The following is a 14,046-nucleotide window of genomic DNA, read 5'->3' as shown; positions in this document are numbered from 1 at the left end:
GCCGACAGATCGATCGGCGCAGCAACATGATGTTATGCTTTAAATTGCTCCCGAACACTTGCCGCCAAAGTCAGCGGATCAAATGGCTTGGGCATCACAGACAAGGCGCCAAGCGACATGAGATGGCTGATCTCGCGCGACTGCGACCGCGCGGTCATGAAGATGATCGGCACATCGGCCAGGTCGTCATTCTTTCGAATATTCGCGAGCGTCTCCGGTCCGTCCATATCCGGCATCATCACATCCAGGATGATCAGGTCCGGTTGTTCGCTCCGCAACATTTCCAGCGCCTGTTCGCCTGAGCCTGCGGTCTTGACCGAAAACTCACCATCCAGCTCCAGACACATCTGAACAATCTCACGAAGATCTGGCTCGTCATCGATATATAAAACCTGCATCACCCTCTCTCGCCTTTCTAACCCGGGATTTTGCGCCGGGGGTCAATGTCGTTCGGGCTTCAAGAACGCCGAGCAACCGTGCGACACTTTCGCTGAACACCATGGACTGCCCCCCTTCAGCTTCCATTTTCCTGATCTGGTCGCTCAGCGCCACATCACATGCGTCACCTTCGAGATTGAACGTCGGCAAATTGTTCAGCAACGAGAAGTTCGGAGACATGCTCTCGGGTGATCCTGCTGCTTCTGCCCCAACGACCTTCTCGAAAACTGCAAAAATGTAGTCTCCTTCTGCGGCAAGACGCAGGGCAGATGCTTCATCCGGAGCAACATCGCTGATGATCCCTGCCATGCTCAACGCCTCGCGCAGAACCGGCAGGTCCTCGGCCATCACCCCGCACACGAGGGCACGCGGCTTGACATCAGTTTTCTCAGGCACCAGCGAGAACACGCGCGCCAAAGGTTCTTTCACAATCGGCAGCCTGATGAAAAAGCTGGAGCCCTGCCCCTCCGTCGAGGTGAAGCCAATCTCGCCGCCCATTTGCTCAACGATCGACTGGGTGATATTCAACCCCAATCCAGTGCCGCCTGTCCGGCGCACATTGGCCGTTTCTGCCTGCTCGAAGCGTCCGAAAATTCTATCGCGAAACTCTGCCGGGATCCCCGCACCTTCGTCCTGAATTGTTATCTGAACATTCTCGCCCTGCCGCAAGGCCTCAATCCGCACCATACCTCCGGTTGGCGAAAATTTGATTGCGTTAGACAGTAGATTTGCGAAGGCCTGCTGCAAGCGGTCGCTGTCGACATTGACCCGCACCTCGTCAATATCGCTAAGCAGCACAGTCGAGACGTTCTTCTCCTGCATGTAGCCCGCGTTTGCGTAATAGCTCTTCTCGAGCAAGCGGTTCAAAGATACCTTGCTGTTGTTGAAGCGCATCTTGCCCGCTCTTAGCTGCTCGATGTCCAGAATGTCATTGACCATCGACACAAGGCGAACGCTGTTGTTGTAGGCAATGCCGATCAGATGACGAGCATGCTTGGAAAGATGCACGCGCTCATTCTCAGAATTCAGCAGCCCCAAAGAGCCGCGAATAGCGCTCAAAGGTGTCCGCAATTCATGGCTCATGACCGCGATGAATTCATCTTTCAGCTGATCATTACGCTTTTCCGTGGTGATATCACTGATAGTGCCACTCCAGATGAGGTCGCCCTCATCCGAAAGCACTGGCTCGCCCATGAAGCGAACCCATATAATGGCCTGATCAGACATCCGCAGCCACTCGATGTCCATCGTCCACCCCTCGCCGGTGTCGGCTGAGGCCTCGATCCTGGAGACAAGATCAGCGTGACTGGAGTGCGGCAAAATGCGGAAGATAATATCCGACGCTTCCTCAACACGTGCACTTGGCACTCCAAGCATACGATCAGCACTCTGCGAAAGATAACTGAATTCCAGTTCGTCCTGTGCGTTATAGCGAAGCTGGAAAAGGACTGTCGGCGCTGTTTTTGCAATGGTTGCCAACCGCTGCTCGATGACGCGCTTTTCGCGGATCTCCAGGCGCCGGCTGCGTTCGCGTAGAAGCAATGCACCGAACAACAAGACAGCGACGACATTGACCGGCGCCGCGGCGAGCGTTACCGCCAGCCAGATATCCAGACTGAGAGACGACGTGTAGAACGTCGCAGTGGCGCTGAAGACCTCGGGCAGTCCGGCAATCACCATGAGATATGCGACAGACAAGTCACGACGTGAAACATTGACCCAGAGGTGGCGAATAAGAAGCGTTGAAATCGTGATCACCGTAATGCTCACAACCCCTGGCAACATGCCGACGCCACCGAAGAGCATTCGTGCCACCGCCAATGCACCACCACACACCAACCCGGCGATCGGACCACCAAACCCCGCAGCAAGCACGACGACCGCATTGCGAGGATCAACCCGCACGCCCTCAACTGGCATGAAAGGATTAAGCATCACCAACAAGCCGACGACCGCGAGAGCACTCCCTGCAAGCAGAGACGAACAATATGTGAGACGGCCTGTCTTCTGCATCAATGACGACAACACCAGAACGCCCACAAAGATAACGGACGCGCTTTGTGCGACACTCAGGATAGATGTCATTTCATTCGTCATGGCCCCACCAACTTCCCGGTTTATATCCTGGTAATATTACCAAGCTAACGAGAAGACATGGTTGGCATGACGCTTCTCTCGCTACTCACTTATGGGAAGTCTGCAGAAAAATAAATATTGAGACCTTAAAAATACGGATAATAACTTACACATCGCTGAAAACAGATCTAATTAAATCTTAATTTTATAAAATAAATCCAGCAACACAAACGAGTGTATTGCTGGACTCCAAAATCACAAGACCGCACGCGGTGTATTCTCTAAGGAGAGTTACTTATTCGTTTGCGTCGAACTCGTAGGTCGTGCTGCAAAACTCACAGGTCACCACCAGCTTGTTATCGACGACCATCTCCTCCATCTCTTCTTCCGAGAAGCCATCCAGGACCGAGGCAACTTTCTCACGCGAGCAGCGGCACTTGTCGTTGATCTGCTGCGGCTCATACAGGCGCACACCACGTTCATGAAACAGACGGAACAACAGCGTCTCGACCGGCACAGCCGGATCTGTCAACTCGTCATCCTTGACAGTTTCCACGAGTGTCTTGGCTTCGACCCAGGCGTCATCGTCCAGATCACCGAACTCAGACAGGTCGGCCCCTTCCGGAGCATCACCAGGATCCAGATCCGCGCCCCGCATACGCTCCGGAGCCTCGGGCAAAAACTGCACCAGCACGCCGCCCGCAGTCCAGGTGCGGCTTGCCGCCTCGCCCTCAGAGCGCACGAACAATTCCCCAACCGCCAGACGTACCACCGTGGGAATCTGCTCGGATCTGTCGAAATAGCGCTGCGCCACCTCTTCCAGGGAAATTCCGTCGAGTTCGACAAGGCCCTGATAGCGCTGCATGTGCTGGCCTTGATCAATGGTCAAGGCCAGATGCCCATGCCCCAACAACTCGGCAGGCGACGTCCGCCCGGCCTCAACAGCCTGCTCCACCGCCTCCTGATCAAAGGTCGCACAAGCCCGGATCGCGTCCGGAGTCGAAAAATCGACCACCAGCATCGATACAGGCCCATTGGTCTGGGTCTGCATGGTGAAACGACCATCAAACTTCAACGACGTCCCCAGAAGTGCAGTCAGCACCGTCGCCTCCGCCACAAGCCGAGAGACGGAATCGGGATACGCGTGTCGTTCCAGAATACGATTGATCACCGGGCCCAGCGACAGGGCACGACCGCGTACATCCAGACCCTCAACGGCGAAGGGCAGGACTGCGTCCTGCCCAACCGGGTCTACACCATAGTCTTCAACATTAAACGCCACAGCGTCGCAGCCTCTTACACAGCGCCGAACGACCAGGCCAACACGCCCTTTTGGGCATGGAGCCGGTTTTCGGCTTCGTCAAACACGACCGACGCCGGGCCATCCATCACCTCGGAAGTCACTTCTTCTCCGCGGTGAGCGGGAAGGCAATGCATGAAGAGCGCATCCTGAGAGGCTTCCTTCATCAAATGTGCATTGACCTGATAGGGCATCAAAAGGTTATGACGACTTTCAGCGTCATCGTCCCCCATGGAAACCCAGCAATCGGTAACGATACAATCGGATCCCTTGGCCGCTTCGAACGGGTCATCCGTTACAGAGATGGTTCCGCCATCCTGACGCACGCGATCGATCAGATCTTGCGGCGGCGCCAGCTCCTTGGGCGTGGCAATGCGCAATTCGAAATCGAAACGCGGGGCAGCATGAGCCCAGGAGGCCAGCACATTGTTGCTGTCGCCCGTCCAGGTCACGGTTTTCCCGGCAATAGATCCGCGATGTTCCTCAAAAGTTAGGATGTCAGCCATGATCTGACAAGGATGCGACAGCTTCGTCAGGCCATTAATAACCGGGATACTGGCATTTTCGGCCAATTCGTTGAGGGAATCATGATCGAGAATACGGATCATCACCCCATCAACAAAGCGCGACAGGACGCGTGCAGTGTCGGCAATGGTCTCGCCACGGCCAAGCTGCATCTCGGCGCCCGTCAGCATCAGCGTTTCACCGCCAAGTTCCCGCATCCCAACATCAAACGAAATGCGAGTACGCGTTGACGGCTGTTCGAAAATCATAGCCAGAACCTTGCCTGCCAGCGGGCCCTGGCCGCGCTGCACGCCATTGCGTTCCGACTTGAGCTTCTTGGCGCTGTCCAGAATATGGCGCAACTCATCGCCCGAAAGTTCTGTCAGATCCAGAAAATGCCGCGACATCTTATCCCCGGTCACTGGCTGCTCCTTCCAATTTTGCTTCCTGTTCCAACCGCTGCGCTGCCGCTTCAATACGCGCCACGGCCTGCTCGATTTCAGCATCCGAAATCGTCAAGGGCGGCAGCAGCCGAACAACATTGTCGCCAGCTGGCACCAGCAGCAGATTTTCCGCCCGCGCGGCCTGCACGAGCGAAGCGGCCGGCACCTTGCACTTCAGACCCATCATCAGGCCCTTGCCGCGAATTTCTTCAAACACTGTCGGATGCTGATCCAGCAGCGAGGCCAGTTTCTGCTTGAAAAGCAGGCCTTTCTGCTCAACGCCATTCAGAAACCCATCTTCCAGAATGACATCCAGCACCGCATTGCCAACAGACATAGCCAACGGATTACCACCGAAGGTTGTGCCGTGCGTTCCCGGAACCATACCTGCACTGACCTCTTCTGTTGCCAGACAGGCCCCCATCGGGAAGCCACCACCAATGCCCTTGGCAATGGCCATCAGATCTGGCGAAACACCCGACCATTCATGCGCAAAAAGTTTACCCGTCCGGCCAACACCCGTTTGGATCTCGTCGAAAATCAGCAAAATTCCATGATCATCACAGATCTTGCGCAATTCGCGCAGGTAATCCGTCGGGATTTCACGAATCCCGCCTTCGCCCTGAATAGGCTCGATGGCAAGAGCCGCGGTCTGCGGGCCGATAACCGCCTTCAACGCCTCCAGATCACCCGCTGGCACCTGATCAAAACCCGGCGCCTTGGGGCCAAAACCCTCAAGATACTTCGGCTGGCCACCAGCGGCGATCGTTCCAAGAGTACGGCCATGGAATGCACCTTCGAAGGTCACGATATGAAAGCGCTCTGGCTGACCTTGAGCATAATGATAACGGCGCGCCGTTTTGATTGCCGCTTCCATGGCTTCTGCGCCGGAATTGGTGAAAAACACCTTGTCGGCAAAGGTCGCCTCACACAGCCGACGGCCAAGCTCTTCCTGACCGGGAATCTGATGCAGGTTGGACGTATGCCACAGCTTCTCGGCTTGCGACTTCAGCGCTTCAACGAGATGCGGATGGGCATGACCAAGGGAATTGACCGCAATGCCGGAACCGCAATCGAGGAATCGTCGGCCGTCTTTCGTTACCAGCCAGACACCTTCCCCGTGATCAAACTCCAGGTTCGATCTTGCATATGTTCCGTACAGCGCAGACGCCGCCATTTCCCGTCACTCCTTTGGAGGCTTTGATGATCGACCCGGTTGCCGTTTCCGCGCAGACTTTCAAGGTGTTGCTGCGAAAAACAAAAACAGGCCGCCCGTTCAGGCGGCCAGACCAAGTCGAGGTTTTATAGACAACGGCAAGGGCAGATTGTCAACGGAAATGGCCTAAACGAGCCAATTTCATATGCACCGCCAGCAAGATGGCTATTCTGGGGAAAAGTCTTTTCGTCCCCAGCTGTTTGGGACCGCAACCTTGCGTGGCGTTTTACGGCTATTGTACGCTCCATCCTGTCAGCCACGACATATCGTGCGGCAAGCAATCTGAAAGCACTATATGTGCTAAAGCCTGATGCGTTGCGAACGTATCTTAATGCCTATGGTTAATGGCTGCTTTTATTAACCATACACTTAAGGGGTGCGGCAAATGAGTTGGACAAACGATCGCGTTGAACTGCTCAAGAAGCTTTGGACCGAGGGACACAGCGCAAGCCAAATTGCCTCCGAACTTGGCGGTGTGACGCGAAACGCCGTCATCGGTAAAGTCCATCGTCTTGGCCTGTCGGGCCGCGCTAAGGCGCCGGCTCAGGCGAGCAAGCCACGTCGTGCCCGCTCGACAACCGCCCCACAGACAAGCACAGGTGCTGCGGCCCCGTCCGCGACACAAGCTGCTCCGTCAAAACCGGCCAGCTTTCCGACCCATGGCAACGCCGCGTTGCAGCCGGAGCCGATTTTCGATGCCGTTCCGATGGAAGCCCCGAAGGAAAAGCGCGCCAATGATCTGGTGATCCCGATCTCTCAGCGCGCGACGATCCTGACGCTGACGGAAAACACCTGCAAATGGCCGATTGGCGATCCAAGCACCGATGACTTCTATTTCTGCGGTCGCAACTCTGATGCCGGCGCCCCTTATTGTGCCCATCATTGCAAGGTCGCCTATCAGCCTGTCAGCGATCGCCGCCGTGAGCGCAAGGTTGTTGCCAACGCCAAAGCGTCCTGACCGTTCTCAAATCAGGTTGATCTTACAAGAAAGCCCGCCATCTGGCGGGCTTTCTTGTGTTTGAAGTATAGCGCTTGAGATACCGTCACCCTACCACGAAGACCTGTGAGGCGACGAACCGGCAGGCCAACTTTCGCCCGCATAGCATGACAGCCGCAAATAGAATGCGCCCCTCTGAGGCGCGTGAAAGAGCATCTCGCGCCCCAGAAAGCAAAACGGGCACAGCTTCAAGGAAGCCATGCCCGAAAAGTCAGCCTGTCCGAACGAACGACTCGGAAGGATCAGTCGGCAGCCACTGCAAACTGGTCATTGAAAGCATAGCCCGCGCCACGCACAGTGCGGATCGGATCTTTCACGCGACCACGGTTGAGAGCTTTGCGCAAGCGCCCGACGTGAACGTCGACAGTGCGCTCGTCCACATAGACATCATGCCCCCAGACACCATCCAGAAGTTGCTCACGCGAGAAGACACGTCCCGGGGCCGTCATGAGGAATTCCAGCAAGCGGAACTCCGTCGGTCCGAGATGAACTTCTTTGCTGTTGCGACGAACGCGATGCGTTTCGCGGTCCAGTTCAATGTCGCCCATGCGCAACATGCTGGAGACGACTTCCGGGTTCACCCGGCGCAAGATCGCCCGCACCCGCGCTGTCAGTTCGGGCACAGAAAACGGCTTGACCACATAGTCGTCTGCACCGGTGGAGAGACCGCGCACGCGCTCGGTCTCTTCTCCACGCGCCGTCATCATGATGATCGGCAAGCGCTCGCTTTCCTCACGCATGCGCAAGCGGCGACACAACTCGATACCCGACAATCCGGGCAGCATCCAGTCGAGCAAAAGCAGGTCGGGAAGAACTTCACGAAGGCGAACCTCGGCTTCATCGCCGCGTTCGCAGGTTTCGACCTCATATCCTTCCGCTTCCAGATTGTACTTCAGCATCAGGCTGATGGGCTCTTCATCTTCGACGATGAGTACCTTCGGCATTACATTTCACACTCCAAGTGATGGCTTTGGGGACCCCTTCCCCAGCCATCAGACTTCTTCTCGGTCTTCCACCCCGGTCTCATCAACACGCGGGCGTTCATCACCCAGGCGCTCTCCCTTCGCCATGTAAAAAACATTCTCGGCGATATTCGTCGCATGGTCGCCAATGCGCTCAATGTTCTTGGCACAGAACAACAGATGCGCGCACTGCGAAATATTGCGGGGATCTTCCATCATGTAAGTCAGCAGTTCGCGGAACAACGAGGTGTAGATGGCATCAACTTCCGCATCGCGGGTCCAGACTTCACGTGCCAGTTCCGCATCCTTGCGGGTGTAGGCATCCAGCACCGACTTGAGCTGTGACAGCGCCAATTCGGTCATATGCTCAACACCAATCGCCAGCTTCTGCGACTTGAGGCCAGCATCCATGGCGATCACGCGCTTGGCGATGTTCTTGGCCATGTCGCCCACACGTTCCAGATCGTTGGCAATGCGACCGGCGGCCATGATTTCGCGCAGATCCTGCCCCATGGGCTGGCGGCGCGCGATGACCATGACACTACGCATTTCGATGTCATGCAGCAAATCATCAAGCTTCCCGTCCTGGAAATCGTCACCTCGGCAAGCTCAAGATCCTGCTTCACCAAAGAGGAGACGGCATGCGAGGTGATTTCCTCAGCAATGCCACCCATTTCAGCAATGCGTCCGGCGAGCGCCTTGAGCTCGTCATCGTACGATTTGACTGTATGTTCTGCCATTTCACTTTCGTCCTTTTTCGCTAAGCCAGCTCCTTAACCGAAGCGCCCGGTGATATAATCCTGGGTTCGCTGATCTCTCGGGTTATGGAAGATATCCTGGGTTTCCCCCATCTCAACCATATGGCCCATATGAAAGAAAGCTGTCTTTTGAGATATTCTTGCAGCTTGTTGCATCGAATGTGTGACAATGACGATTGTAAAATTTTCACGCAACTCGTCGATCAGCTCTTCCACCTTTGCCGTGGCGATGGGATCGAGTGCTGAACAGGGCTCATCCATCAGGATGACTTCCGGGCTCACAGCGATGGCGCGGGCGATACAAAGGCGCTGCTGCTGACCGCCAGAAAGCCCGGTTCCCGGCGCATCCAGGCTGATCCTTGACCTCATTCCACAGGCCTGCTTTCTGCAAACTGGAGGCAACGATTTCGTCCAGTTCGCTTTTCTTGCGGGCATGTCCATGGATCCGAGGCCCATAGGCAATATTGTCGAAAATCGACTTGGGGAAAGGGTTTGGTTTTTGAAAAACCATGCCGACTTTCGCCCGCAACTGCACCGGATCAACCTTCGGATCGTAGATATCTTCGTTGTCGATGAGGATATCTCCCTCAACGCGACAGCCGTTGATGGTGTCGTTCATCCGGTTCAAACACCGCAGGAAGGTCGACTTGCCGCACCCTGACGGACCGATGAAGGAGGTCACCGTTTGCGGTTCGATCTGAAGGTCGACGTCCTTGATGGCATGGTTGTCGCCATAGAACACCTGAACCTTTTCGGCGCGGATCTTATGCTTGCTCATGGCAATGGCCTCAGTGGCTTCAGACATATTATTCATCTTTACGACCTTTCTTACCAACGACGTTCAAACTTGCGACGCAGGATGATCGCGGCGATGTTCATGGTCATCAGGACCACCAGAAGAATGATGATGCCCCCACGCTCGCTCATAAAACGCAGGGTCGGCGCGCTTGGCCCACTCATAGATTTGCGCCGGCATGGCAGAGTTGGGAGAAATGAACCCTTCGAGTGCATTGCCTGGGTATTCCGAGGCGATGAAACCAACCATACCGATCAGCAACAGCGGCGCTGTTTCGCCAAGCGCCTGTGCCAACCCGATGATCGTGCCGGTCAGGATGCCAGGGCATGGCCAGCGGCAACACATGGTGGAATACCGCCTGCATCTTGGAGGCCCCAATGCCCAGTGCGGCACTGCGGATGCTGGGCGGCACCGCTTTCAGCGACGCACGGGTCGAGATGATAATTGTCGGCAAGGTCATCAGCGTCAGAACCAGTCCGCCAACCAGCGGCGCCGACTGCGGCAAATGTGCAAACTGGATGAACACCGCCAGACCGAGGATCCCGAATACGATTGAGGGAACCGCTGCCAGATTGGCGATATTCACCTCAATCAAATCGGTCAGCCGGTTTTGGGGCGCGAATTCCTCGAGATAAATCGAGGCGGCAACGCCAATTGGCAGCGACAGCAGAAGCACGACCAGCATCATATAGAGCGATCCAACCATCGACACGCCGATGCCAGACTGTTCAGGACGGCTGTCCGACGCATCGGAGCCAAACACGAACTGCCAGTTGAAGTGCTCGGTAATGATCCCTGCCTGACGCAGCTTGTCGACCAAATCGAGGTGCGCCACATCCAGATTGGGGTCCCGCTCAAGATTCTCGCGCGCCACACGGCCCTTGATGTAGCCATCAACGCGCGAGGTCGTCAGCAGATCGAAAGTGACCGTCTGCCCTATCTTGTCCGGATTGGCTTGTGCAAAATCGCGGAACGTGGAACCGGCACCACCAGAAATGATCTTGCGCATATCCTTGTTCGACAGCGTCGTCTCTATGCCCTTGGCCGCCATTTCCTTCCGCAGCGCGATAATCACCATGTCACGGTATTTAGAGGTCTTGAGGATGGATTTCTCGGCCTTGTCGATTTCACCCTGATTGAGCGGCACCGAGACTTCGATGAAGGTTTGTTGAAACGCCGTCAGGCCGTTCGACAGGATCGCAGACAAAAGGATTGCCAAGAACAGCAAGCCTACCAGAACCGCCGCCAGCCCATAGAAACGAAAGCGACGCTCGGAAGCATGCCGCTTGCGGGTGTGAGCATCGACCGCAAGCAGAGACTTTGCAACTGTCGCCGGTCGACGGGAGGCTGGCATGGCGCCAGCGGGAAGACCTGTATCCGTCATTCGTACTGCTCCCGGTATTTGCGCACGATATAAAGAGCGATGATATTGAGCCCGAGGGTGATGACAAAGAGCGTCATGCCCAGAGCAAAGGCGACAAGAGCCTCAGGCGACGCAAAGTCTGCATCCCCAGTAAGCTGGCTGACGATTTTCGCCGTCACGGTTGTCATGGCATCGAAGGGATTGAGACTGAGACGCGCGGCGGCCCCGGCCCCCAGGACGACGATCATGGTTTCACCGATCGCCCGTGAGGCAGCCAAAAGAATGGCTCCAACGATACCGGGCAAAGCCGCTGGCAGGATCACCTGCTTAATGGTTTCCGAGTGGGTTGCGCCAAGGCCCAGCGAGCCATCGCGCAGCGATTGAGGAACCGAATTGATGATGTCGTCAGACAACGAGGAGACAAAGGGCACCAGCATGATGCCCATGACCAGACCTGCTGTCATGACGGCAGTGCCGCCGCGCATCCAGTCAAGACCCAAAACTCCGTCGCCACCGAAGATGGTGACCAGAAATGGCCCCACTGTCAGCAGTGCAAACAGACCGTAGACGATGGTCGGAATGCCGGCCAGAACTTCAAGCATCGGCTTGGCAAAAGCGCGCACGCCGGAGGACGCATATTCGGCCAGATAAATAGCGGCGAACAGACCGATCGGCACGGCAACAGCCAGTGCGATCAAGGAAATGTACATTGTCGCCCACAACAGCGGCAGAATGCCAAGTTCCGAGCCGCCACCAAAGTGCGGGCTCCAGGTCAGGCCGAAAAAGAAATCGGCAGCCGGATAGACCTTGAAAAATTCAATGGTGTTGAAGATCAGCGAACAGACGATACCCACTGTCGTGAGAATGGCCACACTGGCCGAAAAGATCAGCAGCCCGAGGACGACGTGCTCAACCGCGCGTCGCGACCGAAAATCAGCACGAGCCGTTCGAAGTCCCCAATAAAGACCCGCAACTGCCACCAGCAAAACGGCAATCATTCTCAGGATGTTGCCGGTGATCGTTTGGGCCCGATATGCCTGTGCGTCCTTGAGCACCTCTGGTGAAACATCCGATGCCAGAGCAACACCCAATGAACCAAGCGTCCCGCGCAATGTGGTGGAATCGAGCGTATTGGACACGGCTTGGTCAGCACTGATTGCCCCTTGCGCCACCGCCACATCAAGACCGGCTGCCACACGTCGCACATCGCTCATGACCAGACTGAGCTGGCCCGCGCTGCGGCCGCTGTCGCGCGCCATGTCACTGATGTTGCCGTTGATGACGATTGGTTGAACGATCAGCCAGACAGCCAACACGGCAAGAGAGGGGACCAGCACGCTGAGAGCTGCGTTCCATCCATAGTATACCGGTCTGGAGTGCAACTTGCGTGGATCACTGCCTGCAGACCGCAAGGCTTTCGCCCGGGCGAGGATATTCCCTGCCACAGACAGGCAAAGCAAGATGATGACTAGCAGGAGCAAAGACATGAAGATCGTCACCTGGGTACAGGACAAAAAAGAGAGACGGCTGACTGCCGCCTCTCAACATTATGCGATTACTTCATCGTTTCTTCGTCGGCGATAGCCTTCTGAGTGTCAGCCAGCTTCGGGTCGGAAACCAGACCGTACTGTGCCAGCGGACCCTCAGGACCAGCCATTTCGTCGGATACGAAGAACTGAGCATATTCCTTCAGGCCCGGAACGGCGCCGATGTGCGCCTTCTTGACGTAGAAGAACAACGGGCGGGACACAGGGTACTTGCCGGATGCAATGCTCTCAGTCGACGGAACCACGCCGGACATCGTTGCGACCTGCAACTTGTCTGTGTTGTTTTCGTAAAAAGCCAGACCGAAAACGCCAATGCCATCCTTGTTGGACGCGATGCGAGCGAGTGTTTCGGTGTAGTCGCCGTCGATGTCGACAGCAACGCCGTCCGTGCGGACGCTCATGCAAGCCTTGGAAGCGGCCTTCTCGTCCATGCCGGACTTGACCATTGCTTCCATTGCACCGCTTGCTTCACAGCCAGCTGCCAGAACCTTTTCCTCGAACACTTCACGTGTGCCGTGCTTGGTGCCTGGAATGAAGGCCATGATCGGCTGATCAGCAAAGTCAGCATTGACTTCTTTCCAGCTTTTGTTCGGGTTGTCGACAAGCTTGCCGTCAACGAGAACCTTTGCGCCGATTGCCTTGTACCAGTCAGCCGGTGTGAAAGCGAACTTCGGACCGTTGACGTCGGAAGCAAAGACGATGCCGTCGTAACCGATACGAACCTGCATGATGTCCTTGACGCCGTTCTTGGCGCAAGTTTCGATTTCCGACGACTTGATAGCGCGCGATGCGTTTGCAACGTCGATGGTGTTTTCGCCAACACCCATGCAGAACTTCTTCAGACCTGCAGACGACCCGCCGGACTCAACGACCGGGGTCGGGAAGTCGGTGTTTTCGCCGAAAGCTTCAGCAACGATGGAGGCATAAGGCAGAACCGTCGAGGAACCTGCGATCTGGATCTGATCACGAGCCTGAGCGGCGCCAGCAACAGTAGTCGCCGCAACGGCGATGGCAGCAACGCTTACGAATGATGTGAATTTCACCTGATCACTCCCTTTGGATTGAAGGTATAAGTTTCCGAACTTGTCTTTCGCTTCGGCAACATCTCTTGCCGTCGACGGCTTCGAACCTAGTCTCGTCGGGTGAGAGTTTTATGGCATATATATATCAGTTTTATGACGGTCTAAAGATATGGAAAATATAGTATATTTCAAAAATATTGATTTTCTGGAAAGCTGAGAAAGGTTTTTCATGACAAATTTCTTCATGCCAGCCTCTGTCGCTTTTCAGGAGCGAAGACAGCATGTTTCATCGTCAAAAATACATAAAAATGACATCTTATTTGTCTGAATATTTCTAAAACGGGTAAGGACACCCGTTGAGGTGAGCAGCGCTCTGAACCCCTTATCGGTAGAAACAACAGTCCTGATAATCTGGCTCTACAAACGCCAAACCACCCACGACCACAAGAGCCCGGGCACTCATATTCTCGTGAAGAAGAGTTCATCACGGACCCGCTGCCGTGCCTCGGCCGCGACTAGAGCGACAGAGCTCGCGTTAACATCCAAGGTTCCGTTTGATCACAAAATGCCACCAAGACCCACCACTCCACCCTGGTGTGTGGGCCGATACATGCGTGAGTTTTT

At 55.6% G+C, this 14,046-nt stretch carries 9 protein-coding genes and 3 pseudogenes; 1 reads left to right on the top strand and 11 read right to left on the bottom strand.

The features are described 5' to 3' along the window. Positions 1-32: 32 nt before the first annotated feature. The 5 genes from AC0L7U_RS15895 to AC0L7U_RS15875 form a co-directional block, all read right to left on the bottom strand. On the bottom strand, positions 33-398 hold the full coding sequence (locus AC0L7U_RS15895) for a response regulator (RefSeq protein ID WP_473692022.1): 366 nt from the start codon (positions 396-398) through the stop codon (positions 33-35). After that, on the bottom strand, positions 376-2,535 hold the full coding sequence (locus AC0L7U_RS15890) for an ATP-binding protein (protein ID WP_473692020.1): 2,160 nt from the start codon (positions 2,533-2,535) through the stop codon (positions 376-378). Before AC0L7U_RS15890 ends, AC0L7U_RS15895 begins: the two co-directional genes overlap by 23 nt. Positions 2,536-2,809: 274 nt before the next feature. Continuing rightward, positions 2,810-3,796 carry an Hsp33 family molecular chaperone gene (locus tag AC0L7U_RS15885; protein WP_473692018.1) on the bottom strand — a complete coding sequence of 329 codons (987 nt, stop codon included), beginning with the start codon at positions 3,794-3,796 and terminating at the stop codon, positions 2,810-2,812. Positions 3,797-3,810: 14 nt separating this feature from the next. After that, the gene (argF, locus tag AC0L7U_RS15880; protein WP_473695866.1) at positions 3,811-4,725 is read right to left on the bottom strand and encodes an ornithine carbamoyltransferase; all 915 of its coding nucleotides are present in this window, start codon (positions 4,723-4,725) and stop codon (positions 3,811-3,813) included. Between the two features lies 1 nt (position 4,726). After that, complete coding sequence (locus AC0L7U_RS15875; protein ID WP_473692016.1) at positions 4,727-5,938, bottom strand: acetylornithine transaminase; 1,212 nt, start codon at positions 5,936-5,938, stop codon at positions 4,727-4,729. A 424-nt stretch (positions 5,939-6,362) separates the two neighbouring features. On the opposite strand from AC0L7U_RS15875, the gene AC0L7U_RS15870 reads away from it, so the two are divergent. Beyond that, a complete protein-coding gene (locus AC0L7U_RS15870) occupies positions 6,363-6,935 on the top strand; it encodes a GcrA family cell cycle regulator (RefSeq protein ID WP_473692014.1) in 573 nt (190 codons plus the stop codon). Positions 6,936-7,216: 281 nt separating this feature from the next. Here the strand turns inward: AC0L7U_RS15870 and phoB are convergent, their stop codons facing one another. The 6 genes and pseudogenes from phoB to AC0L7U_RS15840 all read right to left on the bottom strand — a co-directional run bounded on the left by phoB (position 7,217) and on the right by AC0L7U_RS15840 (position 13,443). Continuing rightward, entirely contained in the window at positions 7,217-7,918 is a 702-nt protein-coding gene (phoB, locus tag AC0L7U_RS15865) for a phosphate regulon transcriptional regulator PhoB (RefSeq protein WP_473692012.1), read from the bottom strand. A 48-nt stretch (positions 7,919-7,966) separates the two neighbouring features. After that, a pseudogene (phoU, locus tag AC0L7U_RS15860) lies at positions 7,967-8,676 on the bottom strand (phosphate signaling complex protein PhoU). Positions 8,677-8,709: 33 nt separating this feature from the next. Further along, positions 8,710-9,499 (bottom strand): annotated as a pseudogene (pstB, locus tag AC0L7U_RS15855) (phosphate ABC transporter ATP-binding protein PstB). Positions 9,500-9,522: 23 nt separating this feature from the next. Continuing rightward, positions 9,523-10,874: pseudogene (gene pstA, locus AC0L7U_RS15850) on the bottom strand (phosphate ABC transporter permease PstA). Continuing rightward, positions 10,871-12,340 (bottom strand): phosphate ABC transporter permease subunit PstC, encoded by a 1,470-nt coding sequence (gene pstC / locus AC0L7U_RS15845; RefSeq protein ID WP_473692010.1) that lies wholly within the window; start codon positions 12,338-12,340, stop codon positions 10,871-10,873. The pseudogene pstA and the gene pstC overlap by 4 nt, the downstream one beginning before the upstream one ends. Before the next feature lie 68 nt (positions 12,341-12,408). After that, complete coding sequence (locus AC0L7U_RS15840) at positions 12,409-13,443, bottom strand: substrate-binding domain-containing protein (protein WP_473692009.1); 1,035 nt, start codon at positions 13,441-13,443, stop codon at positions 12,409-12,411. Positions 13,444-14,046: the final 603 nt, after the last annotated feature.

It is taken from the genome of Roseibium sp. 10G30-5 (genome assembly GCF_055809635.1).
The sequence above is the reverse complement of the archived record's forward strand: the minus strand, read 5'-3'. Positions and strand labels throughout refer to the sequence as shown.